The organism is Geobacter sp. FeAm09 (genome assembly GCF_008330225.1).
Lineage (GTDB): Bacteria > Desulfobacterota > Desulfuromonadia > Geobacterales > Pseudopelobacteraceae > Oryzomonas.
Genome location: NZ_CP042466.1, coordinates 1329394 through 1355187 on the forward strand (window position 1 = coordinate 1329394; position 25794 = coordinate 1355187).

Annotated in this window: 26 protein-coding genes and 1 pseudogene; 18 read left to right on the top strand and 9 right to left on the bottom strand. The window is 63.3% G+C overall.

Annotated elements, in window-relative coordinates; all coding sequences use genetic code 11:
• Positions 1-121: 121 nt before the first annotated feature.
• The 4 genes from FO488_RS06180 to hemW all read right to left on the bottom strand — a co-directional run bounded on the left by FO488_RS06180 (position 122) and on the right by hemW (position 3615).
• Entirely contained in the window at positions 122-364 is a 243-nt protein-coding gene (locus FO488_RS06180; protein ID WP_240732195.1) for a GxxExxY protein, read from the bottom strand.
• A 183-nt stretch (positions 365-547) separates the two neighbouring features.
• Positions 548-1825 carry an NADH-quinone oxidoreductase subunit NuoF gene (nuoF, locus tag FO488_RS06185; protein ID WP_149209753.1) on the bottom strand — a complete coding sequence of 426 codons (1278 nt, stop codon included), beginning with the start codon at positions 1823-1825 and terminating at the stop codon, positions 548-550.
• 1 nt (position 1826) lies between these two features.
• Positions 1827-2300, bottom strand: a complete 474-nt coding sequence (gene nuoE, locus FO488_RS06190) for an NADH-quinone oxidoreductase subunit NuoE (protein ID WP_149209754.1) — start codon at positions 2298-2300, stop codon at positions 1827-1829.
• A 169-nt stretch (positions 2301-2469) separates the two neighbouring features.
• Positions 2470-3615, bottom strand: a complete 1146-nt coding sequence (gene hemW / locus FO488_RS06195) for a radical SAM family heme chaperone HemW (RefSeq protein ID WP_149209755.1) — start codon at positions 3613-3615, stop codon at positions 2470-2472.
• A gap of 131 nt (positions 3616-3746) precedes the next feature.
• On the opposite strand from hemW, the gene FO488_RS19890 reads away from it, so the two are divergent.
• The 6 genes from FO488_RS19890 (at position 3747) to FO488_RS06220 (ending at position 8147) form a co-directional block, all read left to right on the top strand.
• Positions 3747-3902: a c-type cytochrome gene (locus FO488_RS19890; protein ID WP_240732196.1), complete on the top strand. Its 156-nt coding sequence runs from the start codon at positions 3747-3749 to the stop codon at positions 3900-3902.
• Positions 3857-4054 carry a cytochrome c gene (locus tag FO488_RS19895; protein ID WP_240732197.1) on the top strand — a complete coding sequence of 66 codons (198 nt, stop codon included), beginning with the start codon at positions 3857-3859 and terminating at the stop codon, positions 4052-4054. Before FO488_RS19890 ends, FO488_RS19895 begins: the two co-directional genes overlap by 46 nt.
• 54 nt (positions 4055-4108) lie before the next feature.
• Positions 4109-4396: a DUF507 family protein gene (locus tag FO488_RS20335; RefSeq protein ID WP_149209756.1), complete on the top strand. Its 288-nt coding sequence runs from the start codon at positions 4109-4111 to the stop codon at positions 4394-4396.
• Positions 4393-4653, top strand: a complete 261-nt coding sequence (locus FO488_RS20340) for a DUF507 family protein (protein ID WP_149209757.1) — start codon at positions 4393-4395, stop codon at positions 4651-4653. Before FO488_RS20335 ends, FO488_RS20340 begins: the two co-directional genes overlap by 4 nt.
• A gap of 210 nt (positions 4654-4863) precedes the next feature.
• Complete coding sequence (locus tag FO488_RS06215; protein ID WP_149209758.1) at positions 4864-5745, top strand: ATP-binding protein; 882 nt, start codon at positions 4864-4866, stop codon at positions 5743-5745.
• Between the two features lie 311 nt (positions 5746-6056).
• Positions 6057-8147: a transglycosylase SLT domain-containing protein gene (locus tag FO488_RS06220; protein ID WP_168205921.1), complete on the top strand. Its 2091-nt coding sequence runs from the start codon at positions 6057-6059 to the stop codon at positions 8145-8147.
• A 96-nt stretch (positions 8148-8243) separates the two neighbouring features.
• Here FO488_RS06220 and FO488_RS06225 read toward each other — a convergent pair whose 3' ends face one another.
• Complete coding sequence (locus FO488_RS06225; protein ID WP_149209760.1) at positions 8244-9227, bottom strand: HD-GYP domain-containing protein; 984 nt, start codon at positions 9225-9227, stop codon at positions 8244-8246.
• A 164-nt stretch (positions 9228-9391) separates the two neighbouring features.
• Between FO488_RS06225 and hisI the strand changes: the two genes are divergently transcribed.
• The 7 genes from hisI (at position 9392) to FO488_RS06260 (ending at position 14516) form a co-directional block, all read left to right on the top strand.
• On the top strand, positions 9392-9772 hold the full coding sequence (hisI, locus tag FO488_RS06230; RefSeq protein WP_149209761.1) for a phosphoribosyl-AMP cyclohydrolase: 381 nt from the start codon (positions 9392-9394) through the stop codon (positions 9770-9772).
• Between the two features lie 146 nt (positions 9773-9918).
• Entirely contained in the window at positions 9919-10794 is an 876-nt protein-coding gene (gene hisG / locus FO488_RS06235) for an ATP phosphoribosyltransferase (RefSeq protein WP_149209762.1), read from the top strand.
• A gap of 186 nt (positions 10795-10980) precedes the next feature.
• Positions 10981-11178 carry a hypothetical protein gene (locus FO488_RS06240; protein WP_149209763.1) on the top strand — a complete coding sequence of 66 codons (198 nt, stop codon included), beginning with the start codon at positions 10981-10983 and terminating at the stop codon, positions 11176-11178.
• A 92-nt stretch (positions 11179-11270) separates the two neighbouring features.
• Positions 11271-12170 (top strand): RluA family pseudouridine synthase, encoded by a 900-nt coding sequence (locus FO488_RS06245; RefSeq protein WP_149209764.1) that lies wholly within the window; start codon positions 11271-11273, stop codon positions 12168-12170.
• 251 nt (positions 12171-12421) lie between these two features.
• Complete coding sequence (locus tag FO488_RS06250) at positions 12422-12853, top strand: hypothetical protein (RefSeq protein ID WP_149209765.1); 432 nt, start codon at positions 12422-12424, stop codon at positions 12851-12853.
• Between the two features lie 124 nt (positions 12854-12977).
• Positions 12978-13760: an SDR family oxidoreductase gene (locus FO488_RS06255; protein ID WP_149209766.1), complete on the top strand. Its 783-nt coding sequence runs from the start codon at positions 12978-12980 to the stop codon at positions 13758-13760.
• A gap of 81 nt (positions 13761-13841) precedes the next feature.
• Complete coding sequence (locus tag FO488_RS06260; protein ID WP_149209767.1) at positions 13842-14516, top strand: RNA-binding protein; 675 nt, start codon at positions 13842-13844, stop codon at positions 14514-14516.
• A 225-nt stretch (positions 14517-14741) separates the two neighbouring features.
• Here the strand turns inward: FO488_RS06260 and FO488_RS06265 are convergent.
• The 3 genes and pseudogenes from FO488_RS06265 to FO488_RS19910 form a co-directional block, all read right to left on the bottom strand.
• Positions 14742-15724, bottom strand: a pseudogene (locus FO488_RS06265) (zinc-dependent alcohol dehydrogenase family protein).
• A gap of 2 nt (positions 15725-15726) precedes the next feature.
• Positions 15727-16842 (bottom strand): PLP-dependent aminotransferase family protein, encoded by a 1116-nt coding sequence (locus FO488_RS06270; protein WP_240732200.1) that lies wholly within the window; start codon positions 16840-16842, stop codon positions 15727-15729.
• A gap of 8 nt (positions 16843-16850) precedes the next feature.
• Entirely contained in the window at positions 16851-17177 is a 327-nt protein-coding gene (locus FO488_RS19910) for a GntR family transcriptional regulator (protein WP_240732201.1), read from the bottom strand.
• Positions 17178-17349: 172 nt separating this feature from the next.
• Here FO488_RS19910 and FO488_RS06275 point away from each other — a divergent pair, with 172 nt between their 5' ends.
• Entirely contained in the window at positions 17350-17745 is a 396-nt protein-coding gene (locus tag FO488_RS06275; protein WP_168205922.1) for a DUF2917 domain-containing protein, read from the top strand.
• A gap of 205 nt (positions 17746-17950) precedes the next feature.
• Positions 17951-19555 carry a methyl-accepting chemotaxis protein gene (locus FO488_RS06280; RefSeq protein WP_149209769.1) on the top strand — a complete coding sequence of 535 codons (1605 nt, stop codon included), beginning with the start codon at positions 17951-17953 and terminating at the stop codon, positions 19553-19555.
• 87 nt (positions 19556-19642) lie between these two features.
• Here the strand turns inward: FO488_RS06280 and FO488_RS06285 are convergent, their stop codons facing one another.
• Entirely contained in the window at positions 19643-19963 is a 321-nt protein-coding gene (locus tag FO488_RS06285; RefSeq protein ID WP_149209770.1) for a hypothetical protein, read from the bottom strand.
• Positions 19964-20286: 323 nt separating this feature from the next.
• On the opposite strand from FO488_RS06285, the gene FO488_RS19660 reads away from it, so the two are divergent.
• The 3 genes from FO488_RS19660 (at position 20287) to FO488_RS06300 (ending at position 25755) form a co-directional block, all read left to right on the top strand.
• On the top strand, positions 20287-22140 hold the full coding sequence (locus tag FO488_RS19660) for an ATP-binding protein (protein WP_205743371.1): 1854 nt from the start codon (positions 20287-20289) through the stop codon (positions 22138-22140).
• Positions 22141-22350: 210 nt separating this feature from the next.
• Positions 22351-22944, top strand: a complete 594-nt coding sequence (locus tag FO488_RS06295) for a DUF4410 domain-containing protein (protein ID WP_149209771.1) — start codon at positions 22351-22353, stop codon at positions 22942-22944.
• A 69-nt stretch (positions 22945-23013) separates the two neighbouring features.
• Positions 23014-25755: a tetratricopeptide repeat protein gene (locus FO488_RS06300; protein WP_149209772.1), complete on the top strand. Its 2742-nt coding sequence runs from the start codon at positions 23014-23016 to the stop codon at positions 25753-25755.
• Positions 25756-25794: the final 39 nt, after the last annotated feature.

Here is a 25794-nt window from a genome sequence, read left to right on the forward strand (position 1 = left end):
ACACGGAGACACAGAGGAAGTCAAAGGCGAAAGGCTTTGGGTAAAGATAATTCAGTCCCGGCCGTGGTGTCTTAGAGAATAATCCTTGTGACTCCGTCTTTCAGTACAGGAACGTTGAAATTTATGAGCAGACCCAACTTTTTTCTGTCAGTTTCAGATAGCTTAAAAGCTGGGCCTTGAACACTGATTCGATTCTTTCGACAGCCTTGAGTTCAACGATGATCTCATCTTCTACCAGCAAGTCGAGACGGTGGTCTCCCAAGCTGGTACCCTTATAAACAATCGGTATGACGGCTTGGCTCTGAAAGCTCAAGCCACTGGAATGCAGTTCATGGCACAACGCTTTTTCGTAAATGCCTTCCAAAAGCCCCGGCCCCAGATTTCGGTGAACCTCAATGGCGCAGCCAATAATTTTATCCGTGAGTCCGTTAATGGCTTTCTCCTTGTCCCGAGTCAGATGTCAGCCTGTAAGGTTAAACCCTATAAACGTTTTTATGCATCTGCCGTTAAAGGTTTTCTCTGTGTCTCCGTGTCTCTGTGGCAGATTTTAGCCTTTAGCCGTTAGCCTTACAGGGCATTTCCCCCGGGTGATATGTTCCCGCACCTCGTCCTCGAACAGTCTCAGCAGCCCTTCCACCGGGCCCATGGCGCCGGGGGCCAGGGCGCAGAAGGCGTAGTTCAGCTTGGCTACGTGCTCCCGCAGAACCTCGATGTCGGCCATGTCGCCGCGGCCCGCCTCGATCCGTTCCAGGATATGCCGCACAAAGGGGAGCCCCTCCCGGCAGGGAGTGCACCAGCCACAGGATTCGCGGGCAAAGAAGCGGACCAGGTTGAGGGTGGCGGCCACCATGCAGGTGGTCTGGTCGAAGACCACGATCCCGCCGGTACCCAGGCGCGAACCGGCCTTGGCCACCGGGTCGAAATCCATGGGCACTGTCCAGTGGTCCCGGGTGAAATAGGGGGTGGAGGCACCGCCGGGGATGCAGGCCTTGAAGGTGCTGCCGGGCCGCATGCCGCCGCAGTGGCTGTCGATGATCTCCCCCAGGGGGGTGCCGATGGGCAGTTCCAGGCAGAGTGGCCGCTGCACGTGGCCGCTGACGCAGAAGAGTTTGGTGCCTGCCCCCTCCGGGGTGGCGGCCAGGGCCTTGAACCAGTCCGGGCCGTGGGCGACGATGGCCGGGATGTTGGCCAGGGTCTCCACGTTGTTCACCACCGTGGGCTGGCCCCACAGCCCCTTGACGGCGGGAAAGGGGGGTTTGGAGCGGGGATTGGCCCGGATGCCCTCCAGGGCGTTCATGAGGGCGGTCTCCTCGCCGCAGATGTAGCGGCCGGCCGACTGGTGCACGTCCAGATCCAGATTGAATGTGCTGCCGCAGATGTTGGCGCCCAGGAAGCCGGCCTTGTGGGCCTCGGCGATGGAGCTCTTCAGGTTGAGGGCGGCCAGTTCGTAGCCGCGCCGGATGAAGATGAAGGCGTGTTCCACCCCCAGGGCGTAGCAGGCCAGGGCCATCCCCTCCACCAGCAGGTGGGGGTTGTGCTCCAGGAGTACCCGGTCCTTGTAGGTACCCGGCTCCATCTCGTCGCAGTTGCAGATCAGGTAGCGGGGACCCGGCAGGTTGCGGGGGACGAAGGACCACTTTTTGCCCGTGGGGAACCCGGCCCCGCCGCGCCCCCGCAGGCCCGAGTCGATCACCGCCTGCTGCACCGCGTCGGGGGAGAGGTCGGCCAGGGCCGTTTCCAGGGCCCGGAAACCGCCTTGGGCCCGGTATTCGGCAAAGGTCACGGCCCGGTCGAGGCGGTCGTGTCTGAAGAGGATCTGGCTCATGTTATCCGGCCTCCCGGTGGTCGGCGACGATGGCCGCCGCCTGTTCCGGGGAAACCGGGCCGAAGAGCCGGTCCCCGATCATGAGGGAGGGGCCGGTGCCGCAGTTGCCCAGGCAGGAGCAGGGGAGCAGGGTGAAGGCGTCGTCGGCGGTGGTGCCGCCGGCCTCGATCCCCAGCAGGTGCTCCAGGTGGCGCAGGAGGGTTTCGCCCCCCATGGCCCAGCAGGAGATGGAGTCGCACACGTGGATCACCGTCCGGCCCACGGGACGGCGGTAGATCATCTCGTAGAACGTGGCAAGCTCCTCCACCTGGAGGGGGGAGAGCCCCAGGAGGGCGGCGGCCTCGGCCACGGCCTCGTCGGTCAGCCAGCCGTAGTGGCGCTGCAACTCCTTCATCACGTCCACCGCCGCTTCCCGGGGGGTGATGGCCTGGGCCACGCGTTGTTCCAGCTGCTGTCTCAGGTGGGTCGGGATCATGGTGATCGATTGTCCTGGAAAACGTATTTGCCACACAGTCGCAGGGACGCGGAGGAAACAGGATCGAATGAGCGCGCCTGCAATGGGGATTATCCCGATGTCTTCATGACCCTGTGGCCTGACTGCCGTAAAGGGATTATAGTTGGTTTACCGGCCGTGGCAAGGGAAATCACGGCAGAAAACGGGCGAAGACCTGGTTGGAGAGGAGCATGCCGCGCCGGGTGAGGCGGACCCTGGTGCCGGCAGGTTCCAGCAGGCCCTGGGCGGTCAGCCTGGCCAGGATCTCCCCGAAGGTTTCGTCCGGGCTGACGCCGAATTCCTGCCGGAAACCGTCATCCCCGATGCCGTCCGCCATGCGCAGCCCCAGGAACATGAATTCGGCCATGGCGTCCTGCCGCGTGAGACTCTGCTCCTCCCCGTGGGGAAGCTGGCCCTGGGCCACTGCTTCCATATAGGCGTCCAGGTCGGCCGGGTTGCCGAAACGGACGCCGTACCCCTTCCGCAGGAAGGAGTGTGCCCCGCACCCCAGCCCCAGGTAGCCGTCCCGGCGCCAGTAGCCGCTGTTGTGGGCCGAACGGCGGCCGGGGAGGGCGTAGTTGGCGATCTCGTAATGCTCGTAGCCGGCGGCGGTCAACAGGCTGTCCGCCTCCTCGAACATGGCCACCGCCAGGTCCTCGTCGGGCAGGAGCGGGCTGTCCTCGCCGTATTGCACGGCAAAGGGGGTCCCCTCCTCCACGGTCAGCCCGTACACGGATATATGCTCCGGCCCCAAGGACAGGGCCTGTTCCAGCTCGCGGCGCCACATGGGGAGGGTCTGGCCCGGCAGGGCGTGGATCAGGTCGATGCCGATGTCGGTAAAGCCGGCGGTCCGCGCGGCCCGAAATGCCTCCTGCGCCTGTGCCCCGCTGTGGATGCGTCCCAGGGTTTTCAGCAGAGGGTCGTGGAAGGACTGCACTCCCAGGGAGAGGCGGTTGACGCCGGCGCTGCGGAAGGCCGCCAGGCGCTCCTGGTCCACGGTGCCCGGGTTGGCCTCGAGGGTGATCTCGGCCTGCGGTCCCAGGCCGAACAGGCTCTCCGCCCGCTCCAGAAGCCGGCCTATCTGCCGGGGAGCGAGCAGGGAGGGGGTGCCGCCGCCGAAGTACACCGATTCCAGCGCTCTCTCCGCTGTGAAGGCTTGGGCCGCCAGGCCCATCTCCGCCAACAGGGTGCGGGCGTAGCCGTCCCGGTCGGCGGCGGTGGACTCCCGGGAGACAAAGGCGCAGTAGGGGCATTTGCGGCGACAGAAGGGGATATGGAGGTAAAGGCGCGTGAACATTTTAGATATGGGGACCGTGGTATTGCTGTTATGATAACGGGATTATTGCCGGTGAAGCGGTTAAGGATTGCAATTTTAACCGGATTGGGTACAATGTGTCCACTTTCAATTTAACTTCAAGGAGATTCGTCATGAAACGTGCAGTTGCCATCCTGGTCGCTTTTGTCGCCGTAGCGTTCGTAACGGTTGCAGCCCAGGCTGAGAACAAGGGCGAGCAAATCTTCAAGCAGAAATGTGCCATGTGTCACATCGTCAAGGGCAAGGGGGGGCCATCGGTCCGGAACTGACCAAGATCGCCGCCAAGTTGAAGGAAGGCGACCTCAAGGCCCAGTTGGAAAACCCCAAGAAGAGGAACCCGTCCACCTCCATGCCTTCTTTCAAGACCCTGCCCAAGGCCGACATGGATGCCCTGCTGGGGTATTTGAAGACCTTGAAATAACCGGCCGCACATCGAAGGCCTGCCGCGAGGCGGGCCTTTTTTCTTTGGGGGATTATGCGACTGAGGGATGATCAGATACACCGCCTGGCGGAAAAGGTGTACAATGACTTGGCCGCCGAGGGGCTCATCACGCCCAAGGGTGAGCGGGGCGCCGTGGTGGCCGGGATCGCCGGGGCCATCAGCCGGGATTTCAGCCGCGAGCAGGTGCTGGAGCGGGACGCCGAACGGCTGCTGGACGAGACCGTTGCCGCCATGGGGCGGGGCGCCGCGGACATCGACCGGCGCAAGATGCTCAGGATGATCAAGGAAAAGTTGGCAAAAGAACGGAAGATCGTACTATGAGCCTCTCCGAAGACCGCATATCCAACATGGCCCATGAGGTCGTCAATTGCATCTGGCGCGACGACCTGGCCGATGTGACCGACGAAAGCCGGGCGCTGGCACGGGTCAAACAATCCCTGGGCGCCTTTTTCGGTGCCGTGGAGGAAATCGACGGGACGGTGCGCGCCAAGCTGCGGAACCATGCCCAGGGGAGCCGGGATTGGGAGCTCCTCTACCAGAAGTTCTACCAGGAAGAGTTGGCCAAGCGGCACCTGTAACTACCTGAATCCGTGGCTCCCTCACGGCTTCGCTCGCTTCCCGCCTCTGTCTTTGCGTGGCCGGCCGTGTCTTCTCCTGGGCGGAGGACGAACGGCGCAGGCGGCATGGTGCTTCATGAGCGGCGTTGGACTCCGGCCAGTCGCTCGCTCCGCCGGTCGGGCGCCACGGATTCAGGCAACAGCCACTTCACAACAGAAAGACCACAGCCCATGCTCGATCCCGAACTGACCGCCCAACTCAGGCGGGTGCTGACCTCGATTGAACAGCTTCTCCCGCCGCCGGTGCCGGCCATCGACTGGACCGTCACCACGGCCGCCAACTGGCACCGCCATTCCTTTGCCGGATACCTGGAGCCGCTGGAGGTGGTGGAGAGCATCCGTCTGGACGACCTCCTGGGTATCGACGAGCAGAAACGGGTGGTGGAGGAGAATACCCGCCAGTTCCTGGCAGGGTTGCCGGCCAACAACTGCCTGCTGTGGGGGACCCGGGGGACCGGCAAGTCGTCCCTGGTGCGGGCCATCCTCAACAGCTACGCGCCCCGTGGGCTGCGGGTGATCCAGGTGGACAAGGACGATCTGGTGCACCTGCCGGATATCGTGGACGCCATCAAGGCCGAGCCGTACCGGTTTCTGGTGTTCTCCGACGATGTTTCCTTCGAAACAGGGGAATCCAGCTACAAGATGCTGAAGAGCGCCCTGGACGGGTCGGTGTACGCGCCGCCGGAGAACGCGCTGATCTACGTCACCTCCAACCGCCGCCACCTGCTGCCCGAGTACGAGAGCGACAACCGGGGCGCCATGCTGCACAACAACGAGATCCACCACGGCGAGGCGGTGGAGGAGAAAATCTCCCTCTCGGGCCGGTTCGGGCTCTGGGTGGGGTTCCACCCCTTCAGCCAGGATCAATACGTGGAGGGGGTCCGCCAGTGGGTCGGCAAGCTGTGCGCCAAGCTGGATACGGCGTCCATCTGGGACGACGAAGCCCGGCAGGCGGCCATCCTCTGGTCCCAGCAGAAGGGGGACCGCAGCGGCCGCATCGCCTACCAGTTCGCCAGCCACTGGGTGGGAAAGCGGCTTCTGGCCGGGGTGTAGTAGGAAAAAACTACTTCCGCCACAGAGACGCGGAGACACAGAGGTACACAGAGAAAAACGGAAAGACAATCAAAGCAAAAGCAAGGTAATCAAACTGAATAGGTAACAACGAATCATTCAGGAATTAGTTATGCGCCTCGGAACCACTGAGATAAATATTCCAGAGGGTTAGACAGTATTTTGGCCGAATAAAAAACTCTGTGATTTACTCTGTGTCTCTGCGTCTCTGTGGCAAAATTGTCGATTACATAATCAATTACAGCAGGGCCATGGGCACTCGCCCGCGGCCTTTTTTCTCGAAAGGCAGGTACATGCAGTTTCCGTATAAACCGTTCCTTATCGCCGTCACCGGCGTTTCCCTCTTTGCCCTGTCCGCAGTCCCATCCCGTGCCGACGATCTCATTGCCCAGGCTGCCTCCCGGTTCCGGGAGAAGGATTACAACGATGCCTATGCCCTGGCCAAGAGGAGCGCCGAATCGCCCCAGCGCACCTTCCTCCTCGGCGTGGCCGCCCTGCGCCTGGGCAAGGCCGACGAGGCCCTGCCCCTGCTGGCCGGGGCCGAGCAGAAGCTCCCCCTGGCGGCCGACTATGCGGCCCTGTATCAGGCCGAAGCGCTGCTGAAGCAGAAACGGTATGCCGAGGCCGCCGCCAAGGCGGGGGGCATTGCCCGGGCCTATCCCGGCTCCCTGCTGATCCGTCGCGCCGACAAGTTGACTGCGGACAGCCTGTTCGGCGCCGGTGACTACCGCGGGGCGTTCAAGGCGTACCAGAGTTTCGTGGAACGGTACGCGGCCGGCGCCGATTCGGTGGACGCCCTGTTCCAGGCGGCCCGCAGCCGGGAAGAGTACGGGGACAAGAACGGTGCCGCCCAGAACTATCGGAGCATCTGGCTGAACAACCCGACCGCGCCCCAGGCGAAGCAGGCCCGGGACCGGCTGGCCGACCTGGAGAAGGGCGGCGCCAGGACCACCCCGTTCACCCCCGAGGAACTCCTGCGCCGGGCCTCCAGCCTGTACACCCAGAACGAATTCACCGCGGCCCTGAAGGCGCTGGCGGGGATACCGACCGATGGCCAGCCCGCGGGCTTTGCCAGCCGGGTGGATTTTCGCACCGGCATGACCCAGTACCGCCTGCGGAACTTCAAGCTGGCCGAGAAATCTTTCCTGCGGGCAACCGATACCCCCCTGGCGGGCATCCGCTCCGAGGCGCGCTTCTGGCGGGCCAAGTCGCTGGAGCGCCAGGAGCAGAACGAGCAGGCCTTCAGTCTCTACATGGAATTGGCCGGCGAGGGGAAACGGCAGGAGTTTGCCGACGACGCCCTGATGGAGGCGGCCGGCCTGCGCAAGAACCTGGGGAGCTTTGCCGAGGCGGCGCGTCTCTATGAGCAGCTTCCCAAAAACTTCCCCGGTTCCCGGTTCCTGCCCCGTTCCGCCTGGGAGGCCGCCTGGTGCCACTACCTGGCCGCCGAGTACGCCGTGGCGGCCGAAGCGTTCAAGGCCCTGCTCAAGGACGACAACGTGCGGGAAAAGGCGCTCTATTGGCTGGCCCGGACCCTGGAAAGCACCGCCCCGGCCGATGCCGCTCCCTATTACCGCCAGCTTCTGGACGAATACCCGGCAGGTTTCTATGCCACCTGGTATCGGGACCGGAAGGGGATTGCGGACCTGCGCGAGCCCTTGGGCAAGCGCAATGCCCTGGCGGAGCTGCCGCTGCCGGCCGGCTTCGAGAAGCCGCGTTTTCTGGCGGCCCTGGGGATGCTGGACGAGGCCCGGGTCGAGATGGCGGCCGCCCGCAAAAAAGTCGGCGACAGGAAAACCCCCTTTCCCGGTCTGGCCCGCATCTACGTGGAGATGGGGGACTACGGCTCCGCCATCGCCCTGTTCATGCAGAACCGGCCGATCAAGTGGGAAACGGCGAGCCTGCCGCTCTGGACGGTGGGCTATCCGGTGGCCTATGCGGACCATATCGGGCAGCAGGCCGTTGCCAACTCCCTCTCTGAAGGGCTGGTCTATGCCCTGGTCCGGGCCGAGAGCGGCTTTTCGCCAACCATCAAGTCCGGCGCCGGGGCCATCGGCCTGATGCAGCTCATGCCGGCCACGGCCAGGCAGACGGCGCGGGAGAAGGGGAACTTCAACCCCCAGCGACTGGTCGTGGCCGATTACAACATCATGCTGGGAACGAAGCACCTACGGGAATTGCTCAAGGGGTTTGACGGGGACGTGGTCTACTCCATAGCCGCCTACAACGCCGGGGCGGCGGCGGTCGAGCGCTGGCGGAAGAACTTCAGGAATCTGAAGAAGGACGAATTCGTCGAAAGTATCCCCTACCAGGAGACCCGTGACTATGTGAAGAAAGTCTACGCCTCGGCCGCCACCTACCGGCAGTTGTACGGCATCAAGTAGGCTCGACCGGCCCGATCCGGCACCAAAAAAGGCCTTCCCGTCCGGGAGGGCCTTTTTGTTTTTGGCGTGCGCGCCCGCCACCGGCCGTGCGGGAGATCAGAGCCGGGGGGGAAGAGGATGGTCGCCCGTCGCGTCCCGGTACTCGTCGAGCCCGTCGAAGAGGGTCGCCAGGATGGCCGGGTCCAGTTGATTGCCCGACATGGCTTCCATGATGCCCCGGGTATCGCTGTAGGAAAAACCGGGACGGTAGGGGCGGGAGGAACGCAGGGCGTCGTACACGTCGGCCGCCGCCACGATCCGGGCTTCCAGCGGGATGGCGTCTGTCCCGAGCCCCATGGGGTAGCCCCGGCCGTTATAGTATTCGTGGTGGTGCAGGATGATGTTCACCACCGCAGCCGGCAGGTTGGCGGCCTCGGCCACGGTCGCTCCCCAGAGCGGGTGTTTGCGGATCACCTCCATCTCCTGGTCGGTCAGACCCCGCTCGGCATTCAGGATGGCCTCCGGGACGCCGATCTTGCCGCAGTCGTGGAGCCAGCTTCCCACCTTGAGGTCGTGCTTCGTTTCCATATCCAGCCCCATTCGCCGGGCGATGATCTCCGCATAGGTCGCCACCCGCTCGCAATGCCCCTTGGTGAGCGGGTCCTTCAGTTCGATGGTCTGCCCCAGGGCATGGAGGAGGAACTCCATGTCCTCGCTGGAGGCCCGCAGCATCCGGTAACGGCGCACTCCGTCACGCACGGCGGCAATCATCTGCGTATCCTGCCACGGTTTGGAGAGGAACCGGAACACCTCGCCGCTGTTGATGGCGCCCACCGCCATGGCCAGGTCGGCCTTGGAGGTCATGAGGATCTTGACGATGCTGTGGGAAAACTCCCGCATGCGGCTGAAGAGTTCAAGCCCGGTCATCTCGGGCATGTAGTAGTCGGAAACCACGATGGCCACCGACTTTTCCCTGATGATCTCCAGGGCCTCCACGGGAGAATTGCAGGCAAGGACATTGGCGCCCATCCCGGTCAAAAGCTCGGCCGTATAGTTCAAGATGGTTTTGTCGTCATCCACGACAAGAACGACTTCCTGCATGCAGCCCCCTCCAGCCGTTGGTATATAACTGATTAAAATATGTCCCCGGCGGGCTACCGTCAATTATAATTAACTTAATGATTGCCGGCTAACCCCTCTTGCTAATTGCATTTGCCGAGGTATTTTCGTATAGTCTCGAACTCAAACTATTTATGGGGGCGCAGATGATTCAGATCGATTTCGACAAGATGGGCGGCCTGATCCCGGCCGTTATCCAGGACCATGTGTCCGGTGAGGTGCTCATGGTGGCCTTCATGGACAAAAAGACCCTGGACCTGACCCTGGAAAGCGGCAAGACCTGGTTTTTCAGCCGCACCCGCAACAAGTACTGGATGAAGGGCGAGGAGTCGGGCAACACCCAGGAGGTGGTGGAGGTCCTGACCGACTGCGACGCCGACACCGTGGTGATCAAGGTGAAGCAGAACGGCCCGGCCGCCTGCCATACGGGCAACCGCAGCTGCTTTTACGTCAAGTGGGAAAATGGCGAGTGGGTGGAGCATTCGAATCCGCTTTTTAACCCGGACGAGGTCTATAAGAAAGGATGAATGCGCCTTTTCCGCAATCCCGGCGTTGACCTTCGGGATGCTGTCGTGCGGCGTAGCGCTGCTACGCCTCCTCGGCATCCCTCGGTCGCCTTGGCCTTGCGAAAAAATCGCATCCACTAGGAAATTCAAAGCCATGCGAGGTTGCAATGTCTGATATTTTAAATTTCGGTATTCCTAAAGGTAGTTTGGAAAACGCCACCGTCGAGCTGTTCAAAAAGGCCGGCTGGCAGATCAGCATCTCCTCCCGCAGCTACTTTCCCGGCGTTGACGATGCAGAGATGAACTGCAAGCTCATCCGCCCCCAGGAGATGGGCAAGTATGTGGAGCGGGGCACCATCGATGCCGGGATCGCCGGCCGCGACTGGGTGCGGGAGAACGAGGCGGACGTGGTGGAGGTCTGCGAGATGGTCTACTCCAAGGTGTCACGCCGCCCGGCCCGCTGGGTGCTGGTGGTGGGGAGCGACTCCAAGGTCCAGGGGCCGGAAGACCTGCACGGCGCCACCATCTCCACCGAACTGGTCGGTTTCACCAAACGCTACTTTGCCGAGCGCAACATCCCGGTGAACGTGGAGTTCTCCTGGGGCGCCACCGAGGCCAAGGTGGTTGACGGCCTGTGCGACGCCATCGTGGAGGTGACCGAAACCGGCTCCACCATCAAGGCCAACGGCCTGCGCATCGTCTGCGACCTGATGGAGTCGGTGCCGGTCCTGCTCGCCAGCTCGTCGGCCTGGGCGGACCCCTGGAAGCGGGAGAAGATCGAGCAGATCGCCACCCTCCTGAAATCATCCCTGGCCGCCGAGGGGATGGTGGGGCTCAAGATGAACGCCCCGGCCGACCGGATCGAGGCCATCACCAAGGTCCTCCCCAGCCTGAAGAACCCCACCGTGTCGCACCTGTACAACTCCGACTGGCTCTCGGTGGAGAGCATCATGTCCGAGAAGGAGGTGCGCCGCGTCGTGCCGGAGCTGTTGAAGCTGGGCGCGGAGGGGATTATCGAGTATCCGCTGAATAAAATTATTTAAGATAGAGACGAAGCTCACCACGGAGGACACAGAGGACACGGAGGAAGGCGAAAATCTTGATAAACAGGGAAGCCCATTTTGACTTTCCCCTGTTGATCGCTGCTTCCTCCGTCTTATTGAGTTTTGATTTTCCTCAGTGTCCCTCCGTGTCCTCCGTGGTAAAGCTTTTGTAAAGGAGACGTACCCATGTCCTGTACCAGAACCGGCGACGACTGTCACTGCACCTATACCCCGGCCTGCCCGCGACGCGGCAACTGCTGCCAGTGCGTGGCCTATCACCGCGACAAAGGCCAGGCTACCGGCTGCATGTTCACCCCGGAAGGGGAGAAGAGCTATGACCGCTCCCTGGCCAACCTGATGCGGGACCGCAAGATCTCCCTGTAGGGCGCGGTCCCTGTGGCAGAATCAACAACCGGCGACCACCCCTGGCCCCTCCTGAATCAAGGAGGGGGATTTTAATTGGCCCCCAAAAAACTATGCTCACCTTTGAAGTAACCCACAACGACCATTGCCGCAGGCTGGAAAGCTTCCTGCGCACCCTCATGCCCAGCGCCTCCCCCGGCTATTGCCGCAAGCTGATCAAGAACGGCGCGGCCAAGCTCAACGCCGCCGTTGCCACGCCCGACACCCTGCTGGCCGTGAACGACCGGGTCACCCTCAAGGAGAGTGCCGCCACCACCTCGCTGCTCAGCCCGACCCGCCCGGAGCTGGATCTGCTCTATGAGGACGACCAGGTGGCTATGGTCAACAAACCGGCCGGCCTCCCCATGCACCGTACCGCGGAGCGGGAGGCCAACCTGGTTGATGCGGGGATGGCCTATATGGCCTGGCGCGGCACTCCGTGCAAGCTCTACCCGGTGAACCGCCTGGACCGGGGGACCTCGGGGGCCGTGATCCTGGCCAAGAGTTCCTCGGCAGCCGGCATGTTCGGCCGCCAGGTCAAGGAAACCGGCCTGGACAAGCTCTACCTGGCGCTGGTGGCGGAAATTCCCGACGAGAGCGGCGTCATCGCCGAGCCGCTGGACGGCAAGGAGTCCGAGACCCGCTATACGGTCCTGCTGCACGGCGCGGGGAACGCCCTGTTGGCCGTGACCCCCATCAGCGGGCGCATGCATCAGATCAGGCGGCATCTGGGGATGATCGGCCACCCGGTGCTGGGCGACAAACGCTACGGCCTGGGGGAACTGCCCGATTACGACGGGTTTGCCCTCCATTCGTTCCGCACGGTCGTAGTGCGCCCGGAGGCGGGGCCGCTGACGGTCTGCGCGCCGTTGCCGGAGGGGTTCTGGGGGCTGGTGGAGCGGTATCTGGGGGAACAGCCTGAGGCTGTTGTGAGGCGGCTGGATGCGTGTTTGGGAGGGATGGACGGCATGTAGTGGGGCGGTCCCGTTTTCCTTTCGGGTGCCTCCTCGCGGGAGTGTTTTTGTGGTTGATGGTTCCCTCTGTGTCTCCGCGTCTCTGTAGAGGCCGATTTCAAATTTTTTATGTCGCGTAAATTATTTAATTTGTGCACGAAATATGTCGGTCAACGAATTCTACACCGGCTTGTGGGCATTTTCCGGTTGATCGACGGGGCGGATGGGATTATAAAAGTTCAATTTTAACCTATTCCAAAGGAGGAATAACGATGAAAAGGAACATTGCTGTCTGTGCCGCGATTCTTGCCAACCTGATGTTTGCCGCCGGTGTCATGGCTGCCGACCCGCTGCAGAAAACCGACGACGTGCTGAACAAGTCGGCCGCAACCGTGGACAAGGCCGCCAAGAAGAAAGCCGATGCAAAAGCCAAGGCAACCGATGTGAAAGCCAAGGCTGGCCAGAAAGAAGCCGATGTAAAGGCAAAGGCTACCCAGAAAGAAGCCGACGTGAAAGCCAAGGCTGCCAAGAAAGAGGCCGACGTCAAGGATAAGGCAAAGGCCAAAACCGATGCCGCCAAGGCCAAGAAGCAGCAGGCCGAAGGCAAGGTTGACGCCGCCAAGAAAAAGAAAGATGCCGTGACCAAGGATGCCAAGGATCTCAAGGAAGGCACCATGAAAGATATGCAGGACATGAAAAAATAGTCGATCAGTATCGGCACTGATCGCTTCATGTGAAAAGCCGCACATCCCCGTGCGGCTTTTTCTGTTTTATCCCTGCCCGTAATGTAGTACAAAGCAGACACCATACACCGAAGGAGGGGCAAGCATGAGCGGACAGACCATCTTCATCACCGGGGCATCGGCAGGCTTCGGCGCAGCCTGTGCCCGTATCTTCGCCCAGACGGCCCGTCAGGATCAAGCGATTGTCCGCCTGATCCTGACGGCCCGGCGCATCGATCCTTTGCTGGCCTTGCAGAAAGAGTTGGCCGGCATGGCCGATATCCACATCATCCCGCTGGACGTGCGCGACCGGGAGGCGGTGAAGGGCGCGGTGGACGCGCTGCCGCCGGCCTTCCGCGAGATCGACGTGCTGATCAACAACGCCGGCCTGGCCCTGGGACTGGAACCGGCCCACCAGGTCAACCTGGACGATTGGGAGACCATGGTGGACACCAACATCAAGGGGCTGATGTACTGCACCCGCCTGATCCTGCCCGGCATGGTGGCCCGCAACCGGGGGCACATCGTCAATATCAGCTCGACCGCCAGTTCGTGGCCCTATCCGGGGGGCAACGTGTACGGCGGCACCAAGGCCTTTGTGACCCAGTTCTCCCGCAACCTGCGCTGCGACCTGTTGGGGACCAAGGTGCGGGTGACCTGCATCCAGCCCGGCATGGCCGAGACCGAGTTTTCCAAGGTCCGCTTCAAGGGGGACGATGCAAAGGCGGCCCAGGTGTACGAAGGGGTCGAAGCCCTGACGGCCGTGGATATCGCCGAGACGGTGCTGTGGACGGTGAACCGCCCGGCCCACGTGAACATCAACACCCTGGAGGTCATGTCCATCGACCAGGCCTGGGCGCCGTTCGCCATCCACCGGGAGACACAATAACGGCACTGGCCCACCGTGGTTCCCCCCTTTGATAAAGAGGGAAGATTGTTTATATCAACCGCAGGATGAAGAGGATAAGGCATGGCTAAGGAATTATACGTAGGGCATCTGTCGGAAGAGGTGACGGAAGAGGACCTGTACCGGTTGTTCTCGGTGATGGGGGTGGTCACCTCGGTGCACCTGATCGTCGACCCCGAGACCAGGGAGTTCAAGCGCTGCGGCTACGTGCGCATGGCGGCCACCGTGGACCCCAAGGAGGTGGCCGAGACCCTGGACGGCGCGTACCTGATCGACCGGGTCATCACGGTGAGCATCGCCCGGGAGCAGAAACCGGACAAGCCGGGCAAAGGGGGCAAAGGGGGCAAGGCGGGTGGGCCCCGGAGAACGGGACCCGGCGGCGGGGCCAAAGCAGGGGCCGGAGCGAAGTTCGGTGCGAAGCCGAAGCCGGCTGCGGGCGCAAAGCCGGGGGTTGGCACAAGGCCGGCTGCGGGGCTCAAACCTGCTGTCGAAGCGAGAACCGGTGCCGGGGTGCGGGCTGAGGCCGGAACGAGGAGTGGCACAGGACCCCGGGGCAATGCCGGGGTAAAGGGTGCCACGGGGGGAAGGGCTGGTGCGGCGACAAGGGCTGGTGCGGAAACCCGATCCTCCGGTGCCGGAACGAGGTCTGGCGCCGGTGCAAGGCCGGCAAGCGGTGACCGCAGCGGCAGGCCCTCCCGTCCCGGCGGCGACAGGAAAGGGCCGCGCAAAGGGCGTTAACGATTATTCAAGAAAGACAAATCTGCATCTCACAGAGCGCACAGAGGCACAGAGAAAAATCGAATTTACAGGGATGAACAGGATAACAACATATAATCATGAAAAAGGTTATGTCTTTACCCAAAATCTGGTTTCAGGTTATATCCCCTTCATCCTGTTCATCCTTGTAAATAGGTTCTGCTTTTGACGTCCTCTGTGCCTCTGTGCGCTCTGTGAGATGCAGATTTACGGCACCAGCACCCCGGCTCCCCTGATCCTCCCCGCCCGCAGGGCCGCCAACGCCTCGTTGGCCTGCTCCAGGGAGAAGATCTCCACCTCGGTCTTGACCGGCACCCGGGGCGCCAGTTTCAGGAACTCCTCCCCATCGCGGCGGGTCAGGTTGGCCACCGAGACGATGCTTCGCTCCCCCCACAGGAGGTTGTAGGAAAAGGCCGGTATGTCGCTCATGTGGATGCCGCCGCAGACCACGATCCCCCTTTGTCCACCGCGCGGAGCGCCGCCGGCACCAGCTCCCCCGCCGGGGCGAAGATGATGGCCGCGTCCAGGGGGAACGGTGGCGGATCGAAGGAACCGCCCGCCCAACATGCCCCCATCTCCCGCGCAAAACTTTGCCCCGCCGCGTCTCTCGGGCGGGTGAAGGCGTACACCTCCCGCCCCTGCCAGACCGCCACCTGGGTCACGATGTGGGCTGCGGCCCCGAAACCGTAGATGCCGAGCCGTTTTCCTGCCCCGGCCATGCGCAGGCAGCGGTAGCCGATGAGCCCGGCGCAGAGGAGCGGCGCGGCCTGGGTGTCGGGATACCCCGCCGGCAGGGGGAAGCAGAAGCGGCTGTCGGCGGTGCAGTAGTCGGCAAAGCCGCCGTTCTTCTGGTAGCCGGTGAACAGCGCCCGGTCGCAGAGGTTTTCCCGCCCCGACCGGCAAAAATCACACTCCCCGCAGGTGCCCCCCAGCCAGGGGACCCCCACCCGGTCGCCGGGCCGGAACCCGGTCACACCCTCCCCAAGCGCCGCAACGACCCCCACGATCTGATGCCCCGGTATCAATGGCAGCCTGGGCTCGGTCAACTCCCCGTCCACCACGTGCAGATCGGTACGGCAGATGCCGCACGCCGCAACCTTCAGGAGCAGTTCTCCGGCAGACGGCTGGGGGATGGGGATCTCCCGCAGCTCCAGCGCACTTCCCCCATGTTCCATGACCATTGCCCGCATGGCTACTCCCTCAGCAACTGGTGGGCCAGTTCGCCCAGTTTTCTTACGCCCAGTTCGATCCCGTCGTCCCAGGTGGCGGTGGAGAGGCGGATGAAGTTGCGGTACTTGTTCTCCGTCAGGGTAAAGAGCGAGCCGGGGGCGATGCCGATCCCCTGCTCCAGGGCCCGGTGATACAGGGCGATGGAGTCGATCCGCTCCGGCATCTCCACCCAGAGGATGAAGCTCCCCGCCGGGTGGGTCATGCGGGTCCCCTCGGGGAAGAAGCGGACCACGGCGTCCCGCATGAGGGACATGTTGCGGCTGTAGAGGCGGCGTACCGTGCGCAGATGATGGTCGTAGCCGCCGGTGGCCAGGAATTCGGCCACGGCGAGCTGGGTGGGGGAGGAGCAGGCCAGGTTCATCATCATCTTGAGCCGCTCCATGCGTTCCTGGTAGCGCCCGGCGATGGCCCACCCCACCCGGTAGCCGGGGGAGAGGGTCTTGGAGAAGGAGGAACAGTAGATGACCAGCCCCTTGCGGTCGAAGGACTTGGCCGCCACCGGGCGTTCGTTGCCGAATACCAGGTCGCCGTAGATGTCGTCCTCGATCAGGGGGATCTCGTGGCTGGCCAGCAGTTCCACCAGTTCGCGCTTGCGCTCCACCGGCATGAGGCTCCCCAGGGGGTTGCCGAAGTTGGGGATCACCAGGCAGGCGCTCACCCGGTTGTGCTCGATGGCGTAGCGCAGCGCTTCGATGCTGATCCCCTCCCGCGGGGTGGCGGGGATTTCCAGGGCCTTCAGCCCCAGTTCCGCGATCATCTGGAGGAAATTGAAATAGAAGGGAGATTCCACCGCAATGGTGTCGCCGCTGCGGCAGGTGGCCCGCAGCGCCAGAATGACCGCTTCGACGCAGCCGGCGGTGACCAGAACCCCGTCGGGGGTGACGCTGATCCCGGTCTCCAGTGAGCGCCGGGCGATCTGCACCCTGAGCCGCTCCCAGCCGGGGGGCATGAGGTAGGATACGCTCAGGTCGCCGTAGCGGCGCGTCTCGCCGGCCAGCATCCGGTTCAGTTTGTCCACCGGCAGGTGACGCGGGTTGGGGATGGCGCCCCCCAGGGGGAGGAGGTCCCGATTCATCATGTTGCGGATCACCTGGTGGCAGAGCTCGCTGATGGTGACCGTGGCCGGCCTGATGCGCGCCGATGGTGAGTGGGGGGCGAGGCGATCTCCGGGGCGCGGGCGCGCACGTAGTAGCCGGACTGGGGGCGGGCCTCGATCAGGCGCTGGTCTTCCAGCAGCGCATAGGCCTGCATGGCCGTATTGATGCTCACGTCGAAGCGTCGGCTGAGCTGCCGGATTGACGGCACCCGGTCGCCGGCCCGGAAGGTGCCTTGGCCGATGAGGGTAGCCATCTCGCCGGCAACCCGCTCGTAGAGGGGCGCCATGCTGTCGGGAACCGTGGTCGCGTCTATCATGGTGTCGGGATACCTTACTGTATTGGTAAGAGAATAGGTACAGTTGGGCCGCTTTTGTTTGGATACAGATACTGTACCATACAACTGTTATGGTTACAAAACAGATTTTCTGTATCTGTTTTTTTTGCGCGGTTAGGCGTAGGGTCATAGCATCAGAAGAGGAGGCATGGTCATGGAGTGTTATCTGGCAGAAGGCGAATTGGTACGTCTCAACGGCGGGCCATCGGGGTTGCGGGTGCGTTGCTCGTCTGGGACGGTGTGGCTGACCCGGGGCGATGCCGCGGATTACATCATCGCCGTGGGTGATTATTTCGACGTGGCGGCGGGGCAGGTGGCGCTGGTGGAGGCCCTGAAGCCGGCCGAGATCCGTCTGGGCGAACTGCCCATGGCGGGGGGGTACCCCACAAAGCCGCCATCGGTTTGGCGGCCTGCTGATCACGACGGTCCTGACGTCAGCGAAATGACGGCAATGCCGTCCGGTGTAGTGAATTTTAGACGCTGTGACATGGCGTGGATGAGGCAGAGGAGCGCCCCGGTTGGGGCGCTTTTTTTGGTTTTTTCAAAATAGAATTTGTGGTGTAGGGCCAAATATGCAGCGATGCCGATATGATGCTCCTCTAAAGTCTGAAATATGTGATCGTTGTGTGTCATTTTCTTGTGTATACAGTTGCCAGGTCGCAGGGGATTGATGCTATTATGCCGGGTCGCGGCTACGTGGAATGACGTGTCTGTAGTGCCGCACGAGCTACGAGAGAGATATGGGGAGTAACCGTATGAAGTTGAGTCACAAGTTTTTCATCGCCAACGTTATTGTCGTCCTTTTGGCCGTCGCCGCCACGTCGTCGCTGAGCCTCTACGAGATGCGCAGGGAATTCATCCGCAAGGCCGCGGTTGACCTGGACGCGCGCATGAGCACCTTTCACCGGCTGCTTAACGCCAAAGGGGGAGAGGTGCGGGTGGTGGACGGCAAGCTGAAGCAGGGCGATTATGTCATCAACGATAATTTCGAACTGCCGGACAGCATCAAGGAACTTTTCGGCGGGGCCGCCACCATCTTCATGGGTGATGTGCGCGTCTCCACCAACGTCATGAAGCCGGACGGCAGCCGTGCCGTGGGAACCAAGCTTCAGGGGGCCGCCTATGACGCCGTCATCAGGGATGGCAAGCCCTATCGCGGCGCAGCGCCCATCCTGGGCGTTCCCTATTTCACCGCCTACGACCCGTTGAAAAACGCCGCCGGCGAGGTGGTGGGCGTCCTCTACGTGGGAGAAAAACAGAGCGAATACCTGGCGGTCTATGACCGTCTGAAGTATGTCACCGCCGCTGTGGCCGCCCTCTTGGCGGCCCTGTTGTCGTTCCTCTCCTTCCTGTTCGTCCGCCGGGCGTTGCAGCCCCTGGGGCGCATGGTGTCCCTGATGCACGACATCGCCCAGGGCGAGGGGGACCTGACGGTCAGGCTGAACATCAGGGCCAACGACGAGATCGGCGAGGCGGCAGGCTATTTCGACCGGTTCGTGGACAAGCTGCAGACGGTCATCCGCAAGGTGGCCGACAGCACCCACGATGTGGCTGCCGCATCCGCGGACCTGCACGATACCGCCACCCAGATCGCCACCGGCACCGAAGAACTGGCCTGTCAGGCTGCTACCGTATCGACCTCGGGCGAGGAGATGGCGGCCACCTCTCACAGCATTGCCGACAACTGCAACGCCGCCGCCGGCAACTCCCACCATGCCGGCACCCTCGCCGCCAGCGGCTCCGAGATCGTCATGCAGACGGTCGAGGGGATGCACCGCATCTCCGCCAGGGTTCAGGATACGGCCCGTCAGGTGGAAGGGCTCGGCGCGCGTTCCGATGAGATCGGCGCCATTGTGGGCACCATCGAGGACATTGCCGACCAGACCAACCTGCTGGCGCTCAACGCCGCCATCGAGGCCGCCCGTGCCGGGGAGCAGGGCAGAGGGTTCGCCGTTGTCGCCGACGAGGTCAGGGCTCTGGCCGAACGGACCACCCGCGCCACCCAGGAGATCGCCGGGATGATCCGGGCGATTCAGGGGGAAACCCAGAAAGCGGTGGCTTCCATGGAGGCGGGCGTGCAGGAGGTGGAGGCGGGGACCGCCGAAGCCGCGCGTTCGGGGAGCGCCTTGCAGGAAATCCTCGACCAGGTCAACGAGGTGACGAGCCAGATCAATCAGATCGCCACCGCGGCCGAGCAGCAGAGCGCCACCAGCAGCGAAATCAGCAACAACATGCACCAGATCACCGAGGTGATCACCACCACGGCCCAATCGACCCACGACACCACCCGGGCCGCCGACAAGCTGGCACACCTGGCTGACGAACTGAGCAAGCTGGTTGGGCAATTCAAGCTGTCCTGACCGCCCCTGCCCGCGTTATCCCAAAAAGAGGCTGTACGGCACCGGGCCGCACAGCCTCTTTTTTTGCCGAAGGAGCTGGCAGCAGGATCATTCGGTGATGTAGATGTTGTCGCTATCCTCGTTGATCCACTTCAACTGTTCCTTGAGCTGTTGCAACTCCCTATCGGTGTACACCGCGTTCCCCTTGTCAATCTCCCTGTTCAGCCTGTCGATCCTCTGCTGGACCGTATCCACCTGGCCGGTGGGGCAGTTCATGGCCACCAGCAGGCATTCGTCCTTCTGCCCCTGCTGCATCGCTTTCATATCCGGGTTCATGGTCGTGCCCGTATAATCGTCAGCCATCAGCGGCACGGCCGAGAAGGCCATGGCTGCCGCCAGCACTGAAAGTATTCCGCGTGTCCTTGTCATGACATACCTCCCTCGCGTTGTGTCTGTTCCGTATGTTTTCATGGTAGCCAATTCGGAGGCCGATGTAAACGATAATGATAATCCGTATCGATAGCGGGGCGAAACAGGCAGAAGGGGTGCTCCGGGGCGATAGCAAGGTGCCGCCAGGCGTAAAAAAACGGCGGTTTCCGGGGCGAAGGCGCAGGATAAGCATTGACTGCGGATGACTTCTGCGGGAATATGAACCGGCCAGGGACGTGTGCTGGCCGGTCGCGACGCTTGGCCGCCGGCCCGCTTCCCCATGGCCTCCTTGCCGGGCACCCCCTACTTCGGGATGAACACCGATGGCGATTAATCTGTTCATACCTGCGCAGCTTTTTCTGGCCGGCGTCTGCGCCTCTACGGCGATCCAGCATTGCACCCTGGCGCAGCACCGGCGGCAGCGCCGCGTCCATTACCTGTTCGCCGCCCTATCCCTTTTGATGGCGCTGTTCGCCCTGTCCAGCGTCCAGACCTACCGGATCGCGGCCGTATCGCCCAACTTCCAGGCGCTCCGCCTGAATCTGGCCATCTTCAACCTGTACATCGCCCTGTGGCCCTGGTTCATCGCCGAGTATACCGGGGTGCGTCCCCGGTGGGCACTGGCCGGCATCACCGGGATGTTCGCCCTGCTGTTCCTGGCCAATCTCACCCAGCCGTACACCCACACCTTTTCGGAATTCAGCGGGGTGGAGCGGGTGCCGCTTCCCTGGGGAGAGAGCATCTATCGCCCCCAGGGTACCAGGGGCGTGTGGAAACCGGTGATCGTGGCAGCCATTCTCTCCACGTACGCCTACAGCTTCTATGCCCTGGCGGTCCGCTTTCGCCGGGACCACCGGCGCACCGCCCTGTTCATGATGGCTGCCGTCGGACTGTCCCTGGCCGGTTCCGCGGTGGGCTTCCTGTTCCGGTTGGGGATCGGCAGCGTCCCGCCCCTGGGGCCGTTGGCGTACCTGGGCATGATCGTCGTCATGGGGCTGACCCTGAACTACGAGATCCAGGAGAACCGCCGGCATATGGAGGCGGTCCTGGACCACGTGCCGGCGCAAATCTTCATGAAGGATACCCAGGGGCGTTACCTGATGGTCAACCGCCATTTCGAGGAGATGTTTCATGTCTCCGACGCCACGGTGTACGGCGCGACCGATTACGGTCTTTTCCCCCCGGAAGAGGCCGACGTCATGCGTGCCGCCGACCGGCAGGCACTCGCCACCGGCCGTCCCCTGGAATACGAGGTGGACGGTACCCGGGACGGGCAGACCCGCACCTTCTCCGCCACCATGGTCCCGCTCCATTATTCCGACGGCTCTCCCTTCGCCGTCTGCGGCATCGCCACGGACATCACCGGGCGCAAGCGGCAGGAGCAGGATCTGAAACAGGCCAAGGAGCAGGCGGAATCGGCCAGCCGGGCCAAGAGCGAGTTTCTGGCTAACATGAGCCATGAGATGCGGACCCCCATGAACGGCATCATGGGGGTGGCCAGCCTCATGAAGCTGACGGATCTGAGCGACGAACAGAAGGAGTACCTGGAATGCATCCAGCTCTCCTCGGAAAACCTCCTGACGCTCATCAACGACATCCTGGACCTTTCCAAGATCGAGGCCGGGAAGGTCGTGCTGGAACTGGCCCCCTTCAGCCTGCGGGGATGCATCGGCGACGCCGTCCGGGTCCACCTTGCCACCATCCGCACCAAGGGGCTGACCCTGAAAACCCATATCCCGGCCCGGGTGCCCGACGCCCTGACCGGGGACCAACTGCGGCTGAAACAGGTGCTGATCAACCTGATCGGCAATGCCGCCAAGTTCACGGAAGCGGGGGAGATCACGGTTTCGGCCGCGCTTCTGGAAACCTCTGGCGATAGGGCGCTCATCCGGCTCGACGTCGCGGATACCGGCATCGGCATCCCGTCAGACGCCCTTGAAACCATCTTCGCCCCCTTCAGCCAGGCGGATTCGTCCACCACCCGCCGTTACGGCGGCACCGGGCTCGGGCTCTCCATCAGCAGGCGCTTCGTGGAGCTCATGGGGGGGAACATCCGGGTGGACAGCCGGGTAGAGGAGGGGAGCCTCTTCCGGGTGACGATCCCCTTCGCGCTCGACGATCCCCGCCCGGAGCGGCATGGTCGCCGCCGCGACGGCACGCCCCCGTCATCGACCTGACGGCCCGGGCGTTCCGGAGGGATCGGATGGCTTCCTGGAACAGGGTGCGACGACCACATGCCGAAGCCGCCGGAGGCCGGGACGCTGAACGAAAAGCTGCCGCGGCTGGCCCTGGCATCCGGGTGGCGGCGTTTGCGTACTCCCCGTTTTTCTGTGGTATAGTAGTTCCGTCTAACCATTTTTCGGGCATTTTGCCACCAGGGGGACACCATGAAGAAGATTGCGCTCGTGCTGCAGGTTTTCTGTCTTGTCACCGTCGCCTCGCTCGCCCATGCAGACCAGCCCCTTGCCAAGCCGGGTGTTCTGAACGAAGAAGCGGTCATGACCTCCCAGCGTCTCTCCGGCTACGACACCATCGTCATCAGGGACTTCTCCACGGCCGGCACCGTATATGACCGGATCGACGACGAGGAAAAGCCGAAGGTGGATGCCATGAAGCCGCTCATCGTGAAGTCCCTGACCCTGAGCATCGAGGCGGAGATGGCGAAACGCAAGCTGTTCAAGCGTGTTCTCGTCAACAGCGAACCGCAGGGGAGTGCGGTGATCCTGGAGGGGGCTTTCACGGAATTCAACGGCGGCAGCCGCGCTCTCAGATTCTGGGTCGGATTCGGCGCGGGCAAAACCTACCTGAAGGTGAAAGGACGCCTGCTCGATGCCGCAAGCGGCAAGGAACTGGCGACCTTCGAGGACCAGGAGACCGGTTACCGGGGAGTGGCAAGCATGGAAAGCTTCGAGGACCTCTTCCCCCACCAGGCCCAGAGTCTTGGCCAGAACATCGGGGAGTTCCTTGAAAAGCTCTATTGAACCTGCTACCGCCGGAGATCGCTCAGCCGGCGGCATGGGGAGTACTATGAACAGGGGGCACAGTTCATTTTGACCGAAAAACCTAAGCCGGGACAGGCGAGGCCGCTCACCGCCGCTCCCCTGGAAACCGCTCTCAACCTGTATTCTTCCGGGCGATTCGAAGAAGCCTTGGCGATGGCCGTGGGTACGCTGGGCACCGAACCCCGGAACGGCATGGCCCTGAACATAGCCGCCGCCTGCTCCCGATGCCTGGGCAGGGGGGCAGACGCCGAAGCCTACTGGACGAAGGTGGTGCAGCTCAACCCCAGCTCGGCCGAGGCGTACAATAACCTGGGGGTCCTGTACCAGGAGCAGCAACGCTTTGCCGAGGCTGAAGCCTGCCACCAGCGCGCCATCGTCATCCGCCCGGATTACGTGGAAGCGTACAGCAACCTGGGCAGCCTGTTCCAGGCGGTGGAACGCCTCGACGATGCCGAGGCCCGTTACCGGCAGGCGCTGGCCATCTCACCCGACTGTGCCGAGGTTCACAACAACCTGGCCAACCTGCTCCAGCGAATGGAGCGCTTCAGGGAGGCCGAGACCTGCTATCGGCACGCCCTGTCCGTTCGCCCGGCGTACGGGGAGGCGCATTACAACTACGGCAACCTGCTCAAGCGGGTGCAGCGCCCGGACGAGGCCGAAGCCAGCTACCGGCGGGCCCTGGCCATCCATCCGAACCACGCCGAGGCGCACTACAATCTGGGCGTCCTGCTCAGGGAGCAGGGGCGTTCCGGCGAGGCCGAGGCCTGCTGCCGGCAGGCGCTGGCCCTGCGCCCCAACTACGCCGAGGCGTACAACACCCTGGGTGGGGTGTTCAGGGAACAGAAGCGCCCCGGTGATGCCGAAGCCAGCTACCGGCGCGCCCTTGCCCTCCTGCCGGACTATCGGGATGCCCACTGCAATCTGGGGGAGCTGCTCCAGGAGCAAAAACGCTTTAGGGAGGCCGAGGCTGCCTATCGCCAGGCGTTGGCCCTGCGCCCCGGGGATGCGGAGACCTTACTCAATCTGGGGGTCGTGCTCCACGAACAGCAGCGTCGGGACGAAGCCGAGGCCTGTTATCGCCAGGCGCTGGCCTCACGCCCCGATTACGGCGAGGCCTGGTACAACCTGGCCGTTCTTCTCCAGGGGCAGAAACGCCTGGCCGAGGCCGAGGCGGCCTACCGGCAGGTCCTTGCCGTTCGCCCCGACTGGGTGGCCGCCCACTACAATCTGGGGGTCCTGCTCCGGGAACAGGGCCGCTTCACGGAGGCTGAAGCCTGTTACCGGCAGGCGCTCGCCCTCTGCCCCGACTCCGGGGATGCCCTCTACAACCTGGCGGGACTGCTCAAGGAGCTGGGGCGTTCCGACGAGTCCGAGGAGTATTACCGGCGTTTTTTGGCTCTGCATCCCGATCACGGCGAGGCGCACAATAATCTGGCCATTCTCCTCCAGGGGCTGAAACGCTACGGCGAGGCCGAGGCCTGTTACCGCCGGGCGCTGGCCCTTCATCCCGGCCGGGTGGAAACGTACCTGAATCTGGGGAACCTGTTCAAGGAACAGCAACGCCCGGGTGAGGCCGAGACCTGCTACCGTCAGGCGCTCGCCCTCCAGCCCGAACGTGCGGAGACGTACTACAACCTGGGGGTGCTGCTCTATGAGCAGGATCGCTACGACGAGGCAGAGGCCCGTTACCGGCAGGCCCTGGCCCTGTGCCCGGACCACGCGGAAGCGCTGTACAACCTGGGGGCCCTGGTGCGGGACCTGCGGCGGTTCGACGAGGCCGAGGCCTGCTACCGGCGCGCCGCTGCCCTGCGTCCCGACTATGCGGAGGCGCGCTGGAACCTGGGGCTTCTCCTTCTTTTCCTGGGGCGGTTCGCCGAGGGGTGGCGGCTCTACGAGATGCGCTACGATACAAGCTGGGAGCACGCGCCGTGCCGAGCGCCGCAGGTCGCCTGTCCTCCCTGGAGGGGGCAGGACCTGCGCGGCACGTCGCTCCTCATCTGGCCGGAGCAGGGGTTCGGCGACGAGATCCAGTTTGTCCGCTATGTCCCGCTTTTGAAGGCGCGCGGCGCCGCCCGGATCACCCTGGTGTGCAAGGGGGCGCTGAAATCGCTCTTCCTCCATGCCGCCACCGGGGCCGACCAGATCCTCTCCCTGGATGAGGCGGGGGAGGCGGGACCTCACGATTACTGGACCAGCCTGCTCAGTCTCCCGCACCATCTGGGGACGGCGCTGGAGACCATTCCTGCCGGACTTCCCTACCTTGGGGCGGGGAGCGACGGACTCCGCCAGTGGAAGGGACGGCTCCCCGCGGCGGGACGAAAGGTCGGGCTGGTATGGAAGGGGGCGGCCGGCCACAAAAACGACGCCCACCGTTCGCTCCCGGGGCTCGCCGCCCTCGCCCCCCTCTGGTCGGTCGCCGGGGTTGCCTTTGTCAGCCTGCAAAAGGGCATGGGAGAGGAAGAAGGGCTCGCCCCGCCCCCCGGCCAGCCGCTCGTGCACCTCGGGTCGGAGGTCGGGGATTTCGCCGATACGGCGGCCATTGTGGCGCAGCTCGATCTGGTGATCTGCGTGGATACGGCCGTGGCCCATGTGGCCGGGGCGCTCGGCAAGCCGTGCTGGGTGCTGCTCCCCTTCATCGGTACGGACTGGCGCTGGCTGGACAATCGCGAGGACTCCCCCTGGTATCCGGGAGTTATGCGCCTGTTCCGTCAGACGGCCATGGGTGATTGGGATGGGGTGGTGCGACGGGTGAGCGGTGCGTTGGCGCGGTTTGCCGCCGGGGCGGCGTGATTTCCGCCAGACAGGCAACGAAAAAGCCCGGCAGCTGTA

Excerpts from the sequence above, each read along its gene's own strand:
- nuoF (WP_149209753.1), bottom strand. The coding sequence starts at position 1,825 with ATGAGCCAGATCCTCTTCAGACACGACCGCCTCGACCGGGCCGTGACC.
- nuoE (WP_149209754.1), bottom strand. The coding sequence starts at position 2,300 with ATGATCCCGACCCACCTGAGACAGCAGCTGGAACAACGCGTGGCCCAG.
- hemW (WP_149209755.1), bottom strand. The coding sequence starts at position 3,615 with ATGTTCACGCGCCTTTACCTCCATATCCCCTTCTGTCGCCGCAAATGC.
- FO488_RS19890 (WP_240732196.1), top strand. The coding sequence starts at position 3,747 with ATGAAACGTGCAGTTGCCATCCTGGTCGCTTTTGTCGCCGTAGCGTTC.
- FO488_RS20335 (WP_149209756.1), top strand. The coding sequence starts at position 4,109 with ATGCGACTGAGGGATGATCAGATACACCGCCTGGCGGAAAAGGTGTAC.
- FO488_RS20340 (WP_149209757.1), top strand. The coding sequence starts at position 4,393 with ATGAGCCTCTCCGAAGACCGCATATCCAACATGGCCCATGAGGTCGTC.
- FO488_RS06215 (WP_149209758.1), top strand. The coding sequence starts at position 4,864 with ATGCTCGATCCCGAACTGACCGCCCAACTCAGGCGGGTGCTGACCTCG.
- FO488_RS06220 (WP_168205921.1), top strand. The coding sequence starts at position 6,057 with ATGCAGTTTCCGTATAAACCGTTCCTTATCGCCGTCACCGGCGTTTCC.
- FO488_RS06225 (WP_149209760.1), bottom strand. The coding sequence starts at position 9,227 with ATGCAGGAAGTCGTTCTTGTCGTGGATGACGACAAAACCATCTTGAAC.
- hisI (WP_149209761.1), top strand. The coding sequence starts at position 9,392 with ATGATTCAGATCGATTTCGACAAGATGGGCGGCCTGATCCCGGCCGTT.
- hisG (WP_149209762.1), top strand. The coding sequence starts at position 9,919 with ATGTCTGATATTTTAAATTTCGGTATTCCTAAAGGTAGTTTGGAAAAC.
- FO488_RS06240 (WP_149209763.1), top strand. The coding sequence starts at position 10,981 with ATGTCCTGTACCAGAACCGGCGACGACTGTCACTGCACCTATACCCCG.
- FO488_RS06245 (WP_149209764.1), top strand. The coding sequence starts at position 11,271 with ATGCTCACCTTTGAAGTAACCCACAACGACCATTGCCGCAGGCTGGAA.
- FO488_RS06250 (WP_149209765.1), top strand. The coding sequence starts at position 12,422 with ATGAAAAGGAACATTGCTGTCTGTGCCGCGATTCTTGCCAACCTGATG.
- FO488_RS06255 (WP_149209766.1), top strand. The coding sequence starts at position 12,978 with ATGAGCGGACAGACCATCTTCATCACCGGGGCATCGGCAGGCTTCGGC.
- FO488_RS06260 (WP_149209767.1), top strand. The coding sequence starts at position 13,842 with ATGGCTAAGGAATTATACGTAGGGCATCTGTCGGAAGAGGTGACGGAA.
- FO488_RS06270 (WP_240732200.1), bottom strand. The coding sequence starts at position 16,842 with ATGATGAATCGGGACCTCCTCCCCCTGGGGGGCGCCATCCCCAACCCG.
- FO488_RS19910 (WP_240732201.1), bottom strand. The coding sequence starts at position 17,177 with ATGATAGACGCGACCACGGTTCCCGACAGCATGGCGCCCCTCTACGAG.
- FO488_RS06275 (WP_168205922.1), top strand. The coding sequence starts at position 17,350 with ATGGAGTGTTATCTGGCAGAAGGCGAATTGGTACGTCTCAACGGCGGG.
- FO488_RS06280 (WP_149209769.1), top strand. The coding sequence starts at position 17,951 with ATGAAGTTGAGTCACAAGTTTTTCATCGCCAACGTTATTGTCGTCCTT.
- FO488_RS06285 (WP_149209770.1), bottom strand. The coding sequence starts at position 19,963 with ATGACAAGGACACGCGGAATACTTTCAGTGCTGGCGGCAGCCATGGCC.
- FO488_RS19660 (WP_205743371.1), top strand. The coding sequence starts at position 20,287 with ATGGCGATTAATCTGTTCATACCTGCGCAGCTTTTTCTGGCCGGCGTC.
- FO488_RS06295 (WP_149209771.1), top strand. The coding sequence starts at position 22,351 with ATGAAGAAGATTGCGCTCGTGCTGCAGGTTTTCTGTCTTGTCACCGTC.